Here is a 14,465-nt window from a genome sequence, read left to right on the forward strand (position 1 = left end):
ATGTGCTCGCGAAACACCCGTCGCTCCGCGGTCAGCCCACCCCCTTGCGGATACCTCATATGACCGGCCTACTGCGAGAACCAACGCTTGTCAGCCCCTGCGACATCACGCCAACAAGGTCAGTAACGACAGTTGCCTGTACCTCGACAGCCTGGACAGCCTCTACAGCAACCTGTTGGAAGGGTGCGGCGCTCTGCGTGGTGTGGCGATCGGCCACTTGGAGGGCCAAGCCGTCGTGGTGAGTGGAGGCGGCACCGAGCTAAGAGTTTGGGACCTGTGGACGGGTGAGGAGATCCCGACAGGCTTCAGGATCAACAAATCCGATTTGCTGATCAGCAGCTTGGCGATCGGTCAGCTCAACGGAGACACCATCGCCGTCCTCGGAACGACTAATGACGTGACCACCCGGCGCGGTGAAGTCGACGTCTGGGACCTGACCAACGACAAGCGACTGGACCACTTGCTGTGGGCCCCAGGCGAGGTGAGTGCCGTAGCTCTGGCCGGAACATCTGATCACCCGCTGATGGTCGTCGGCGGGGACACGCACGGGCACGGCGCGGTCCATCTTCTCGACCTCGCCAACCAGCAAGGGCAGGCGTCTCCGATACCTCCGGCGGCCCCGGTCACCGCCGTCACGTTCGCCCAATACCGCGACCGCTCGATCGTGGCGGCGGGCGTGCTGACCCAGGACATCCAGAACCCGTTTGCTCGCTTTCCCAGTGAGTTGCGCCTCTGGGACGCCCAGACAGGCCAGAGACTTGGACCACCCATTCCCCATACTGACCTCATCCGCGGCATGGCAGTCACCAGCGTCGACGGTCGCCTCATCGCCCTCACGGGCACCATCCGCTCCGCCCAGGTCCGGCTGTGGAACATCGAGACAGGTGCATCTGAGGGCACCCTCAACCATGCGGCGGGCAAGGAAGACGAGACCGACCTGTCCGTCGCCCAGGTCGAAGTCGTATCCCACGACGACCGCCAGCTCGCCGTCACGCTGACGAAAGACGGCTCCTTCGGCGAAGTCTGGGTATGGGACCTAACCAGCAATGAACTCGTAGCAGGACCGCTGCTCGCCAAATCCTTTCTCAACGCCATGGCGGTCGCTACGACCAGGCAGGGCCTTCTCATTGCCGCCGGTTACGGATACCTCGAATCAGGCGAGATTGCGCTGTGGAACCAGACAACCGGCCAGGCCGAACGAGACCCTGTGCCGCACGCATGGCCAGTCCACGCGCTCGAGATCAGCGCCTGGGAAGGCCACACCGTCGTCGTCAGCTCAAGCGCTTTCAACGAGCGGGACGGGCTCGGTATCTGGAGCGTCCAAACGGGAAACAAGTTCCGTCGGCTCCTCTCGGACATACGAGGGACGGGGGTGCTCGCCATGGCTCCAGGCCCGCACCCCTTGGTCGCGGTGCCAGCCCTCGACCGTCAGATACGTCTCTGGCATCCGCTCACCGCGTCCGAACAGTGCCTCTTCGTGGGAGCTGCGGTGCACGCACTCGCCATGTCTCCCGACAGACACGTCTTCGTCGGAACGCCGGCGGGGCTGGCTTGCCTGCGCCGTCGCGGGAACAGCTCGGCTCCGGCCGCGAATCCGTGAAACCCCAGGTGAGCGTGCGAGTGCGGGAACAATTCTCGTGGGGATTGCCCCGGTATGGCGATCGAGGCCCCGAGCGCGATGGATGTCGCGAGGTGCACGAACACCACACTCCGGTTCCGCCAACCGCTCCCGCCCACGGGAAACATTCTGGCCAAAGCGGTGACAAGTCCGCTTCGGTCTGCCAGACGACGCAACAGGACGGCTCCGCTGTGACCGACGATGCCCTAGCCGTCGGCCCCGACCCGCAGGCCGTGGTCCCACGCGGCAGTGTTCCGCACCAGAAAGGTGACCTGACTTCTGCACCGGATATGACCTAGAAACTCACATCCTTGCAGGTCACGGGCGCCTTTCTGCTGTCAGGGCGTCACCTCACCCAATTCCACTGAACAGCCGAGGCTGAGGGACCGCGCGGAGATCCACGGACCAGCGGTACTGCATCAACTCCATCTCGCTGCGCCTGACGCCTTACGAGGGCGCGTGCCTACCGGAGTGCGAACAGGCCGGTGACCTCGGCCCCGCGCAGTTGCTTGGCGCGGATGGCCTTCATCCCCGCGTGCAGGGTGGTGGTGCCCTCCTGGTAGGCGGCCTCGATGGGCAGGTAGTAGGTGAGGTTGAAGTAGGCGAACGGGGCGGAACAGGACGGTTCGGTGCCGACGGCACGCAGCCATGTGGTGCCGCCGAAGTGGTAGTAGAGGCTGAAGGCGGCCATGCGCTGCCCCTCGTAGGCCGCTGTCACCCGGGCCTGCTCGCCCATCGCCTCGGCCTGCCGGCCCAGCAGACGGGTCATCAGGTCGGTGTCGTCGGCCGTGTGTCCGTGCGCGGACTGGAGGGCTGCCAGCAGCTGCCCGGCCTCCCGGAAGCAGTCGCCGAGCGGCAGGTGGCGGATGCTCAGCCCGGCCTCGTGGAACGCCGCACGTTCGTGGCGCACCGCGACCCGGCGCTTGGAGGGCAGGGAGGCGAGGTAGTCCTCGAAGGAGCTGCCGGGCAGCGGGATCGCGGCGTCGTCCTCCATCCGCTGCGGCGCGGCCCTGTCGTACACCGCGCCCAGCTGCTCGGCGGCGGCCTCCGTCAGATACGGCCACCAGTGCGTGGTGTCGTGGCGCTCGGCGTGGGTGCGCGCGCAGTCACGCAGCAGGGCCAGGCAGGCGGTGCGCCGCTCCGGAGACAGGCCGGGGTCGGTCAGGGGCGCGTTGTGGTAACCGCGGCGGGCACCGGCGAGCACCCGCGGTCCGGGCGGGCCGGACAGCTCCAGCAGGTCCGGGTCGTAGAAGTCGTTGGGTTCGCTGTGGACGAGGTAGAGGGGGGCGGCGGCGAGGAGCGTGCCGTCCCCGTCACGGACCAGGGCGTACGACGCGGTCGCGGTGGGATCCGACTCCTCTCCCAGTAGCCAGCGGTGGGAGAGGTACAGGCCTGCGGAACGGGCGAGCCGGTCCCAGTCGTCCGCCGGAACCTCGCGGACAGTGGAGGCGATGTGGGCTTTCACGGTGATGTCGGACTCTCCTCGGGATCGGCGGGGGCGGTGGCCGCCGGCCGCAGCGGCCGCAGGGCGGGAACCGCCAGCAGCGCCAGGAGGCAGGCAGCGCCCTGAACCACCCACGGCACGAGGCCACCGGCGGCCAGGAGGGTGGTGAACAGCACGGGGGCCGCGATGTTCCCGGTCGACCAGGAGAGCTGGTAGAGGCTCTGTTTGCCGCCCCGGGCGGCACCCGGGGTGAGGGTGACGGAGAGTTCGTTCAGGGCCGGCGAGCAGAAGATCTCGGCGAGGCTGAACAGCACCATCGCCAGCAGCAGTGCGGGCCATGCGGGGATCGCCGTGCCGGGCAGCGCCGGTGCAGCGAAGGCCAGCATGGCAGCCGTGAGGAGGCCGTAGCCGAGGGTGATGGAGTGCCGTGGCTGTGCGGGGGCAGCGTGGGCGGTCAGTGGGGTGGTGAGGGTGGAGACCAGGACTGTGTTCAGGATGAGCAGGAGGCTCGCAGTCCACGCCGCCAGCCCGAGGACGGTGGTGGCGTACAGGGCGATGAGCACGGCCAGCATCGACTGGGACAGCACGAAGGGAAGGGCGCAGGCGACGAGGAGGAGGTAGCGGCGGGTGCCGTCGTCGCGTGGCCGGTCGGGCTCCCGGCTGCTGCTCTCCGCGTCCCCGGAGTCCGGCCGCGGACCGGCCCGTGGCGCGGGCGGCGCCGTCACGGGCACGCGGGCGAAGCAGACCGCGGCCAGTAGGTACAGCGGGGCGGCGGCCACCAGCAGGCCGGTCAGGGCTCGGGTCCCGTACAGCGCGAGGGCACCCGCGGCCAGCGCCGCGCCCGCGCCGATGCCGATGTTGCGCAGGCTCCCGGTGAACGCGAACCAGGCTCGGATCTCCCCTGCCGGTGTGGCCTGGGTGATCAGCGTGCGCTGCGCCGTGTAGTACGTGTTCACCCCGGACTGCACCAGGAAGTAGGCGCAGACGATCTGCCAGGGTCGGTGGGCGAGGAGGAAGGTGAGGAATCCGGCGGCGGTGACCACGTTGGCCACGACGGTCGGCGCCCGGGGGCCGAAGCGGTCCATGGCGCGGCCGGCGAGGAAGACCGAGGGCAGGGCGGCCAGTTGACCGACCGTCACGGCGGCGCCGACGGCGGGGGCGGACAGACCGCGCACCGTGGTGAAGTACAGCAGCCCGAGGGGCAGCAGCATGCCGCTGCCCACGGAGTCGACGAGGTTGCCGGTGACGAACCGGCCGTACCCACGGACGGCGGGCAGGCCGAGGGCCCGCGACAGCGGGCCGGGACGGGCGGGCGCGGTGGAGGTGTCCGGCGTCATGAGGCGCGGAGCAGGGTGCGGATCTTGTCCAGCACCTCCTGCCGGGGGAAACCGGTGACGGCGTGCAGGTCCTCCAGCGCCTTGACGGTCTGCTGCTCCTCGCCGTCGGTGAGAGTGAACACGACGATGTCGCCGTGGTCGGTGCCGTCAATGAGAAGTTGGTGCGCGGTGACGAGGTCCACGCGGTCCGCCAGCTCTTCGCGGGCGCCCTGCGGCAGCCGTTCGGGCGAGAGGAACTCGACGGCCCAGCGGGTACGGCGGACCGCGTCGGGGGCGTACCGGCCGAGCGCCATGTCGGCCAGGGCGGTGAAGGTGTTGGTGCCGGAGGCGGCGCAGGAGAGCGTGGTGGCGCCGCCGATGCGGGGGTTGATCTCCAGGACCGCATACCGGCCGCCGCCGTAGATCATGTCCACGTTGACGGAACCACGGACGCCCAGCTCCTCGCAGAGGGCGACCAGCCGGGCGGCGACGGGCTCGAACGCCCGGTCGGCCTCGGGCCGCGGCCCGCACCAGCGCAGGTCGGCGAAGGTGAACACCGGTTCGGGGCCGGCGGTGCCGGTCCAGCACACCGGCAGGACCCGGTAGGCGCCGGGCTCGCCGACGATGTCCACGGAGCACAGGTCCCCGCTGACGCACTCCTCGACGACGGCCGACACGGGCGGCGGGTCGAGGAGGTAGGCGTCCAGCGCCGCCGGGTCGGGCACGGCCCGGATCCCGAAGCTGGTGGAGTCCCACAGTGGCTTGGACAGCAGCGGGTAGCCGATCCGCGCGGCCTGGGCCCGCAGCGCGTCGGCGTAGGCGGGGATCGCGAGGCCCCGCCCGGCCAGGAGGTCGGAGTCGGCCCGGAAGCCGCGCGGGACGTCGAGACCCGCACGGACGAGCAGCTGCTTGGTCTCCCATTTGTCGCTCAGCAGCGAGGTGGCGGCGAGCGGGGTCACGACCGTCGGTACGCCCTCTGCATCGAGCAGTTCCTTCGCGGTCGCGTCGCGCAGCGCGTTCTCGCACGGCAGGGAGATGGAGACCGCCGCGTCGGCTCCCCACCGCGTGACCAGCCCGGCCAGTTCGCGAGGGGTGACAGCCGGATCGACGGCCTGGCGGCCACCGGGGAAGTCGTCGTCCCCGGCCTGTCCGTGGGTGTGGAACAGCCGCGCCTCGATGCCCTCGCCGGCCAGCTCCCGGACGGTGCGCTGGATGTAGGGGTCGGCACGCTGGATGTCGACGGACCTCAGGAACGCGATCTTCCGCACGGTCCGGGGCGGGGTGTCCCGCTCGGCGTTCTGCATGGGCTTCCGCTCTGCTCTGGGGACGACGGGTGGGGTCACTTCACTTCTGCTCCGGGCGCGGGTGGGTCACTTCACGCTCAGACTGGTGCCGGCGATCGCCAGGTCGGCGAGGCTCCGGGCCTCGGCAGGAGTGTCGGCCACCGCCACCACGTGACCGATCCGGCCGGAGCTGTCCGCCGGTTCGGGGACGGGGTCTCCGGGACGCACCTCGATCTCGCTGTGGGTGCCGGGGACGTCGGGCACCTGGACGAGTTCCAGTACTCCGGAGCGCTCGGGGAGCAGGAAGCGGATGGCCGCCGCCCGTTCCCGGGTCACCCCTGTGTCGGGCAGTCGGCCCGTCACGGCCTGGAGGTAGGCGACGGCTTCGCTGATCCCGGTCGCGGTCTCGACGATCTCGCAGATGTTGTCACCGGGCAGCCGGGCTCCTGTCTCGATCACGACCGGCGTGTGGGATCCGGGCGGGATCTTCACCTCCGTGTGCGCGATGCCGTTGCGGATCCCGACGGCGAGCGCGGCGCGGGCCGCGGTGTGCTGCACCGCCCGGGTCAGCTCCGGAGGCAGTCCGGCCGGGCAGGTGTGCCCGGTCTCGACCCGGTACCGCCCTGAGGTGGTGTCCTTGGCGACCACCGGCAGCGCGTACGGGACGCCGTCGGCGACCACGGTCTCGGCGGAGTATTCCGCGCCCGGCACATAGCTCTGCAACAGTACCCGCGCGTCCAGCGGCAGCCCGTGCGGCATCGCCCGCGTGAACCGCCGGGCAGCGGCGACCGCGTCGTCGAGGCCGTCGGGTCCGGCCACGACGCTGACGCCCCAGGAACCGCCCTGCTCGGCGGGTTTGACCACCAACGGCCAGCCCAGCGCGGCATCGGCTGCGGCCCGGTGTGCCTGCTCGGCGTCGGCGGCCACCGCGTCCGCCGGGACCGGAATCCAGGCCGCCCGGAAGGCCGCGGCCATCGCGATCTTGTTGCGGGCGGCCTGCGCGAGGGCCGGATCGTTGCCGGGCAGTCCGAGCCGTGCCGCCAGCGCCGCCGCCAGCGGGGTGAAGAGTTCCCAGCAGGCCGCGACCGCGCCGATCCGGTGCTCCCGGCAGTAGGACTCCAGGTCGTCCAGCGCCCGGTCGGAGTCCGTCAGGTCGGTGAAGCAGACACCGGCCAACGCCCGGGTCAGCCAGGGGGCATAACTCTCGTGGACGTCGCGGTGCGTGGCGCCGTACAGCCGCAGTCCGAGGCGGCGGGCGGCCTCGGCCAGGAACGGTCCGGCGTTCCCCATCGGTTCGACCACCATCACGCCGGTGGCGTTCGACTCTTCACTCATTCGGCCTCAACTCTCTCCGGGTATGGGCGACTTGAAGGTTTCCCCAATGTAAATACCTTTCAAGAACCCAGAGTTGGTGCACTCACCCTATGGCCTCAACAAATTGTTGCATGTTCGAATGCGTAGGCACGATAGCCCACGCACGGCAGGCCCGACCAGGGGGACCCAACGTGAACAACCTGCACAACGAGCTCGCCCAGCACATCGAACAGGGCGTCATACCGCCCTACCAGTACTCCTACCCGCCGCGCTCGACCTACCGGCCCCTCGATGAGGGAGCCTGGGACGCACACGAGGTCTGGGCACGCGACCTGACGAACCATCAGGTGCCGGAGCTCAACCTCTACCTGCACGTGCCCTTCTGTCGCTACAAGTGCGGCTTCTGCAACCTCTACACGGTCATCTCCACCGACCAGGAGCTGTACGACGCCTACACCGACGCGCTCTGTACGCAGATCCGCGACCACGCCGAGGTCATCCAGGCACGCCGGCTGCGCACCGTCTACATCGGCGGCGGCACCCCCTCCCTGCTCGGCACCCGCCACTTCGAGAAGATCTTCGACACCCTCGGGTCCGTCTATCCCAACTGGCGCTCCACCGTCGAGGAGGTCGCCGTCGAGGCCACTCCCGACTCGATCGTCGCGGACCCGGAGGGCTTCGGCCGGTTACTCCAACTGGGCCTGACCCGGGCCAACATCGGCATCCAGTCCCTGGTTCCGCAGGAGATCCGGGAGGCGGGGCGCGGCCAGGCGGGCGAGGACACCATCCGCCGGGCCGTCGGGATCGCGCACGAGCGGGGACTGCCCGACCTGTCCACCGACCTGATCATGGGATTCGCGGGACAGACCCCCGAGTCCTGGCGGCACTCGGTGGACGAACTGGCCAAGCTGGCCCCCACCACCGTCTCCACCTACTTCCTGACGGTGCGCCCGGACGCGTGGTTCTCCCGGACGGGCGCCTACCAGTACATGTGGAAGCCCGAGCTGTACGAGCGCTACGACTACGCCCGCGAGGTGTTCACCGCGCACGGCTACGTCCAGGAGGGCTCGGTCCGCTACAAGACGCCCGGCCGTGGCGGCTACGTGCAGAAGGTCCTCACCTTCCACGGAGTTCCGCTGCTCGGACTCGGGGTCGGCGCACGCTCGTACACCTCGGTCCTGGACTACATGACCGGAAGCGTCAAGCCGTCGCTCACCGAGGTGGCGCAGTACATCGACCAGGCGAAGGCGCACACCCTCCGCCCCACCACGGGCTTCGTCCTCACCCCGGAGGAACGCGCCCGCAAGCGGCTGGTGTTGGACACCTTCGACCTCGACCTGGCCGAGCTGGACCGCTCCGGTCTCGACGCGATCGCCGACGAGGTGGGTACGGTGCTGGACGCCGCGGAGTCCAACGGGCTGGTACACCGGGTCGGCCCGAGCCGGATCCAGCTCACTCCCAAGGGGTTCAAGTACCGCGACGTCCTGTCCTGGATGTTCTATTCCGACCAGGTCAAAGACCTGGACCGCGAATACTACGAAGGGCTGCACGAGGTCAACAAGCGGGCCCGCAAGAACATGGGAACTCCGGTGCGCATCACCGGAATCACCGGTGCGCGGGAGACCGCGTGACAGACCTGTTCATCGCGGCGGGCGGGGGCGGAGACCCGATCGGGACCGCGATCACCGCCATCGCCATGAGCCCGCTGCTCACGACTGCCGGGCCGGGCGGGGCGCACGGGACCGGCGGCCCGGACCTACCCGTGATCGCCACCTACTCCTGGGAGCGCCCGGAGGTCGACCCGACTCCCGGCCCCCTCGGCGTACGGGACTTCACCGGACTCCTCGACCGTCCCGAAGGACACGTCCTGACTCCCGCCGCGCGGGCGGTCGCCCCGGCCGGCTCCACCCTCCCCCGGCTCGCCGCGGACCTGCCGGTACGGCTCGTGCTCCTCGACCCGTACGAGGGGCTCGCCGGTCTGGCGGCGCGGATCCGTCGGCTGGCCGAGGCCTGCGGCCCCGGCCGGGTGCGGATCGTCGACGTCGGCGGCGACATCCTCACCCACGGCGACGAGGACACGCTGTGCAGCCCGCTGGTCGACGCTCTGGTACTCGCCGCGTGCACCCTCGCCGAAGTCGACGCCACCGTGCACATCGCCGGCCCCGGGACCGACGGGGAGATCCCCCAGGACGTCCTTCTGGACCGCCTGGACCGCCTGGCGGGCCCGGACGACCGGTTCGCACCGACTCCCCTACACGTGCAGGCGGCCACCCGCGCCCTGGCCTGGCATCCGTCCGAGGCATCGGCCCTGTTCGCCGCGGCCGTCCATGGAGTGCGCGGCACCGTACGGACCGTGGGGCGGGCGATCCCGCTCACCGACACCTCCGCGTACGTCCTGAACACGGGCCTGGAAGCCGCCGTGGCGGAGAACCCGGTGGCGCGGGCCCTGCTGGAGTTGCGTCCCAGAACCGTGGACGAGGCGGCCGACCTCTCGGCGCAGCTCACGGGCATCCACGAGATCGCCCGCGAACGCCGCCCCACCGTGCCGCCCACCCCTTCGGCGGCACCGTTCCCGGCCGACGCGCACCAGGCACGGGAGCGGATACGGGCACAGGCCGGCGACGCGAGCCACGTGACGTCCCGCTTCGCCACCCGGGCACTGGGCCTGCCCTGGCAACGCATCCCCGAGGTACGCACCCTGCTCGACGACGAGGGGCCCGTCCACGCCCTGCACTGACCGACCACGAGTATCCGGCGCGTCCGCGCCCGGTGAAGGCCGGACATGCCTTGGTCAGCGCGGTGCCGCCGTGCTGTTCCTGACGGCCAGGCCGGTCGGGACGAGGTCGGTGCCGGGGCTGGGGCCGCCGTGGGTGCGGATCTGGCTCAGGACACCCTGGACCCAGCGGCGGCCCGCCTCGGCGAAGTCCTGGTGGACGGTGGTGAGGGGCGGGACGACGAAGAACGCGGCGTCGGGGATGTCGTCGAAGCCGACCACGCTGACGTCCTCGGGAACGGACCGGCCGCGTTCGCGGAAGGCGCGCAGCAGGCCCGGCGCCATCTGGTCGTTGGCGGTGAACATGGCGGTGCAGCCGCGCTGTTCGGCGAGCGCGAGGCCGGCCGCGCAGCCGGACTCGGCCGTCCAGTCGCCGTGCAGGGGTGGCGGCACCGGGCGTCCGGCCTCCTCAGTGGGTGTTCTGCGCGCCTTCGTCTGATGTCAGATTGAGCCGGTCTCTGAGGTGGTCGGTGCCGGCGGGGTGAGGGTGAACAGGGCGGGCTCGACTTCGGCGAGGATGCCGCGGTTGACCAGGCGTTCCAGCTTGGCGCGGGTGCCCTCGGTGTGCCGCGACTCGATGCCGAGGGTGTGACAGACCTCCCGGGCGCGCAGCCCGTCCCGGTTCCGCTCGAAGAGGGCGAGGATCTCGCGGTAGCCGGGCGGCAGCGGCTCGGGCGGTGGGGTGCCGTCCTCGGCAGCCAGTTCCAGCACGGTCTCGCGGGTGGTCTCCAGCCGTTCCAGGGTGCGCTCGGCGGCGGTGAGTTGCCCGGTGCGTTCGGCGATCCGCTCGCGCAGCTTCTCGGCGGTTTCAGGCACCAGCCGCTGCCGGGCCTCGATCTTGTCGAGGAGCTCTCTCACCGCCCGCTCCCGCTCGCCTGGGATGCATCGCGCCAGGTCGGGGTGGCGGTGGGGCTGAGGCGGCGGAGCATGACGTCGGCCATGGACCAGTGGATCATCACCACCGAGCCGGCCGGCCGGGTCTCGTAGTCCCGTGCGAGTCTGCGGTGCACAAGGAGGGTGCCGAACGTCTGCTCCACCACCCACCGCTCGGGTTCCGGGGGTGAACTCTCTGGCCCCGGGATCGCGTTGGACGATCTCCACATCGATGCCGAGGCGGGCACCGTGCTCGACCACGGCCTCCTTGAACCCGGCATCCACCCCGCTCTTGGTCACCGTGGGTGCGGTGGCGGCGACCTTGTCCAGCAGGGCGATGCCGATCACGTTGTCGTGCACACTCGCGGCGACCACGACCACGGTGATGATCAGACCGAGCACATCGGTGGTGATGCCCCGCTTGCGGCCCGGGCTCTTCTTGCCGGGATCCAGCCCGGTCGTGTCCTTGGGCGCATTCACCGAGGCCCGTACCGTCTGCGAGTCCAGGACGACGGCGCTGGGGTCCTCGTGTCGCTTGCGCATCTCGCGGGCCTGCCGGCGCAGCAGGTCGTGGACGGTCTCCGCGGTGCCGTCGTCCCGCCACTTGGCGAAGTAGTAGTACGGCGAAGTCCTGACCGCGCTCTTCGGCGGCAGAGTGCAACCCGTCGCTGACCTGCGATGGAATCCGATCGTTATCGGCGATCTGACCTGAGAACCCGCTGATCAACATAGGTTCACGGCCATGGACAGCCCCCAGCAGAAACCCATCAGCGAGCCCGAGGCCATCGCCGGCTTCCCCGAGCCGCCGGCCCCGGACGCCGCAGACGGCGAAGCCCCCACGGCACACGGCAGGTCCCGGTTCAAGACCTGGGGATGGGGCGGGCTGGCAGGCGCCGTGGCAGCGTCGGTCGTGTGGGGCTCGGGGCTCTATGCGGTCGACGCCGCCGGCACACCGGACACAGTGGTCGGATATCGCGTGACAGACAAGCTGTGCGACAAGACCCTCTGGCCGGGACTGAGCAGCCGGTTCACCAAGACCCCCAACTGGCAGTCCTCGGTGACGAAGCACCCCGCCATGGACACGGCGGACTGCTTCGGCGAGCTGCAACCCCTCGGAAAAGGCGCCCACGGCGCTCAGCTCGAGCTTTCAGTCGTCCTGCACAAGCAGACCGACCTGACGGCCGAGTTCGAGGCCCGGCGGGCAGGCACCATGAAGCGGTTCGCGGCAGGCGGCGGTGGCGGAGCGATTGAGGTCCACCGTGTTCCCGGCCTCGCGGACCACGCCTATCTGGTGACGAACGACTTCGGTGGCGGCACGCACTGGATGCAGCTGAACGTGCTCGACGCCAGAGCCGAGTTCACGCTGGGGGTGTCCACCCGGAGTTTCGGGGACCTGTACCCGGCCCCCACTCCCACAGAACTCGAACCACTCCTGATCAAGGACCTCAAAGACCTCATGCACAGCCTCAGGAAGAGCGGCTGAAACCCACAGCCCGGACATCCGGAGAACCCGAACAGTGCGACCACATCACGCCTCGTCCGGGTATCCCCACTCCACATCGATGTGAGCCTCGGGCGCCGTGGCACGGATCGACCGGGTCACGTCCGACTCGAACTGCTCGGACCACTTTGCGAACCCGCTGATGATGATCGGCCCGTTTTCGCTGCTCGTCAGGACCTTGGGCGGGTCATGAAAAACGCCCACGTACATCCACGAGTCGATCCCGTGCTCCTTGAAAACCTCTTCCACCGTCACCCCCACCGCGTCGGCTTCCTCGGCGGAGGCAAGCTTCGTGATGTCCAGGTAGAGATGGATGTTCACAGACATGCGCCCACCCTAGCCTCAACCTGACGACGGCCCGTCACACCCAGCGGTAAGCATCGGGGAGGCGTCCGGCGGTGGTCGCGCCGAGCATGCGTGACGTTCGCGCAGCACGTCCTCGTCGGTCGGATCTGAGCACACGCCGGCAAACGACGTCCGCTGGGGCTTGGACGTGCCACACCCCGCACCGCAGTTCACGGACCCGCCTGCGCTCGTCCAGGTGTCTTGCCAGGAGCACGGATCGCGCAGCTCCCGGGTGAGGCCGGCCTCTACTGTTGTGTCTGCCCGTGGTGGCGGGTGAGAGCCTGCCAGCGCCGTTCGAAGTCGTCGGCCTGGCCGGCGATGTAGGCGGCGGTGAGGGGCCGGTTGTGCCGATGCCGCCGGGGACCTGTGCCAGGGCCGTCTCGGCGCTAGCGCGCAGGGAGACGGGCTGGACGGCGAGGAGGGCGGCGAGATTCTCGAACTCCTCCGGGTGCTTGGGCAGGGCGACGATCGTGGAGTTCGCACCTAGGCAGCGGGAGAGGTGTGCGATGCGGGAGTTGTCGGTGCCCAGGCGTTCGCCTCCGTAGCGGGTGGAGCCTATGACGTCGCGGTACTCGAACTGGCCGATGCCGACCATGCCGCCGTTGGCGGCGGAGCTGTTGCCGTGGTTGCGCAGGTCGTAGGCGAGGACGTTGTAGCCGGCGTCGTGGAGGTTTTGCAGTCGGGCAGGAAGTTGATCTCGAAGTCGGCGAAGGGGGTGGCGTACTGGGGCAGGTGCCCGGGGTAGCCGTACCGGTTGGCCGGCATGGGGTGGTTGGCGATGACGAGCTTGTCGGAGTCGGCTGGGATGAACCAGCCTTCCAGCGGGGTGCAGTCCTGCGAGGGGAAGGTGACGTCCTCGTAGGCGAGGCCGTACTCGTCGGGCCGACGCAGGACCGGGACGCGCCGGGTGAAGGCGAATCCCTGGGCCAGGGTCGAGGCGATCGTCTCGGGCGAGGGCGTGCTCACGGGTGACTCCATGTCAGGGGCGCTGGGGTGGGCGAGAGGGCGTGGTTCCCTCTCGCCCGGAGGGTGTGCGTGCGGGGACGGCCCGATGCGCTCAGAGGTGCTTGGTGAAGAAGGGGATGAGCGCGTCGAGGGCTGGCTGGACGGCCTCGGGCTTGTCGTAGACGTAGTGGGAGACGTCGGGGATGATGAGCAGCTCCTTGTCCTTGGAGGCGGCGAGGTCGAAGACCGTGTGCGCGTCGCGGTAGGCGCCGAACTCTCCCGGCTTGTTGCCGACGATGAGCAGCAGCGGCTGGGTGAGGAGCTTGTCCGCGAGGTGGTAGGCGTCGAAGCCGACGGTGGGGGCGAGAGAGGAGAACAGCCACAGGTTGGTGCCGTGGGGGTGTGCTCCGCGCGGGGTCTTGTAGTACTCGGTGGCCTCGGCGACGTCGATGTGCAGCGGGGGCACGAGGCCGAGCTCGTTGGCCTTGTCGACCGAGGGGGGCAGGGAGCTGTCCAGGCGTCGCTCGCCGCCGCGGGCCTCTGCGGTGCGCTGGGCTGCAATGGCCTCCAGGGTGGTGATGGCGGCGTCGGCGGACATGTCGCCCTGGCGCAGGAGCCGGCCGAGGTTGACTCCGGTCACGGTCGCGACGGCCTTGAAACGGCGCTCGGTCATCGCGGCGGACCAGGTGTAGCCGCCGCCGGCGCACATGCCGAACACGCCGATGCGGTCCTCGTCGACGGAGTCGAGGGTGACAAGGTAGTCGGCGGCGCAGCGGAAGTCCTCCACACGCCATGTCGCGTCTTCCAGCTGGCGCGGCTCGCCGCTGCTGCCGGCCTGGAACCCGGCGTCGAAGGCGAGGACGACGAAGCCGGCTTCGGCCAGCGCCTTGCCGTAGACGGAGCCGGAGGTCTGCTCCTTGCAGCTGCCGACGGGGTGGGCGCTGACGATGGCCGGGTACTTGCGGACCGGGTCGAAGCCAGGCGGGAAGTGGATGTCGGCGGCGACGTCGATGTGCTTGTTCTTGAAGGTCACGGTTTCCACGGCTCACGCCT

The 14,465-nt window shown here is 69.8% G+C and carries 12 protein-coding genes and 1 pseudogene; 4 read left to right on the forward strand and 9 right to left on the reverse strand.

The window, feature by feature from the left end:
- The coding region (locus HLK59_RS24110) for a hypothetical protein (RefSeq protein ID WP_206327519.1) at positions 1-1,600 on the forward strand (1,600 nt) is incomplete at its 5' end.
- Positions 1,601-2,081: 481 nt separating this feature from the next.
- Here the strand turns inward: HLK59_RS24110 and HLK59_RS52435 are convergent.
- The 4 genes from HLK59_RS52435 to HLK59_RS24125 all read right to left on the reverse strand — a co-directional run bounded on the left by HLK59_RS52435 (position 2,082) and on the right by HLK59_RS24125 (position 6,996).
- A complete protein-coding gene (locus HLK59_RS52435; protein ID WP_346779808.1) occupies positions 2,082-3,083 on the reverse strand; it encodes a peptidogalycan biosysnthesis protein in 1,002 nt (333 codons plus the stop codon).
- Positions 3,080-4,399 carry an MFS transporter gene (locus HLK59_RS51215; protein ID WP_240982613.1) on the reverse strand — a complete coding sequence of 440 codons (1,320 nt, stop codon included), beginning with the start codon at positions 4,397-4,399 and terminating at the stop codon, positions 3,080-3,082. The genes HLK59_RS52435 and HLK59_RS51215 overlap by 4 nt, the downstream gene beginning before the upstream one ends.
- A complete protein-coding gene (locus tag HLK59_RS24120) occupies positions 4,396-5,682 on the reverse strand; it encodes an ATP-grasp domain-containing protein (RefSeq protein ID WP_171143580.1) in 1,287 nt (428 codons plus the stop codon). Before HLK59_RS24120 ends, HLK59_RS51215 begins: the two co-directional genes overlap by 4 nt.
- A gap of 66 nt (positions 5,683-5,748) precedes the next feature.
- Positions 5,749-6,996 carry an ATP-grasp domain-containing protein gene (locus HLK59_RS24125; protein WP_171143581.1) on the reverse strand — a complete coding sequence of 416 codons (1,248 nt, stop codon included), beginning with the start codon at positions 6,994-6,996 and terminating at the stop codon, positions 5,749-5,751.
- A gap of 170 nt (positions 6,997-7,166) precedes the next feature.
- Here HLK59_RS24125 and HLK59_RS24130 point away from each other — a divergent pair, with 170 nt between their 5' ends.
- A complete protein-coding gene (locus tag HLK59_RS24130; RefSeq protein ID WP_171143582.1) occupies positions 7,167-8,606 on the forward strand; it encodes a radical SAM protein in 1,440 nt (479 codons plus the stop codon).
- Positions 8,603-9,712, forward strand: a complete 1,110-nt coding sequence (locus HLK59_RS24135) for a DUF1152 domain-containing protein (RefSeq protein WP_171143583.1) — start codon at positions 8,603-8,605, stop codon at positions 9,710-9,712. The genes HLK59_RS24130 and HLK59_RS24135 overlap by 4 nt, the downstream gene beginning before the upstream one ends.
- A gap of 54 nt (positions 9,713-9,766) precedes the next feature.
- Here the strand turns inward: HLK59_RS24135 and HLK59_RS24140 are convergent.
- Positions 9,767-10,159, reverse strand: a pseudogene (locus HLK59_RS24140) (substrate-binding domain-containing protein); the annotation flags it as partial.
- A 30-nt stretch (positions 10,160-10,189) separates the two neighbouring features.
- Positions 10,190-11,164 carry a transposase gene (locus tag HLK59_RS51220; RefSeq protein WP_240982614.1) on the reverse strand — a complete coding sequence of 325 codons (975 nt, stop codon included), beginning with the start codon at positions 11,162-11,164 and terminating at the stop codon, positions 10,190-10,192.
- 199 nt (positions 11,165-11,363) lie between these two features.
- Here HLK59_RS51220 and HLK59_RS24155 point away from each other — a divergent pair, with 199 nt between their 5' ends.
- Positions 11,364-12,104 carry a hypothetical protein gene (locus tag HLK59_RS24155; protein ID WP_171143586.1) on the forward strand — a complete coding sequence of 247 codons (741 nt, stop codon included), beginning with the start codon at positions 11,364-11,366 and terminating at the stop codon, positions 12,102-12,104.
- 45 nt (positions 12,105-12,149) lie between these two features.
- On the opposite strand, the gene HLK59_RS24160 is transcribed toward HLK59_RS24155, so the two are convergent.
- The 3 genes from HLK59_RS24160 to HLK59_RS24170 form a co-directional block, all read right to left on the reverse strand.
- Positions 12,150-12,449 carry a hypothetical protein gene (locus HLK59_RS24160; protein ID WP_171143587.1) on the reverse strand — a complete coding sequence of 100 codons (300 nt, stop codon included), beginning with the start codon at positions 12,447-12,449 and terminating at the stop codon, positions 12,150-12,152.
- A 573-nt stretch (positions 12,450-13,022) separates the two neighbouring features.
- Positions 13,023-13,433 carry a hypothetical protein gene (locus HLK59_RS24165; protein WP_206327521.1) on the reverse strand — a complete coding sequence of 137 codons (411 nt, stop codon included), beginning with the start codon at positions 13,431-13,433 and terminating at the stop codon, positions 13,023-13,025.
- 91 nt (positions 13,434-13,524) lie between these two features.
- Positions 13,525-14,454, reverse strand: a complete 930-nt coding sequence (locus HLK59_RS24170; protein WP_171143588.1) for an alpha/beta hydrolase — start codon at positions 14,452-14,454, stop codon at positions 13,525-13,527.
- Positions 14,455-14,465: the final 11 nt, after the last annotated feature.

This window comes from Streptomyces sp. S3(2020), assembly GCF_013044505.1.
Taxonomy (GTDB): Bacteria; Actinomycetota; Actinomycetes; order Streptomycetales; family Streptomycetaceae; genus Streptomyces.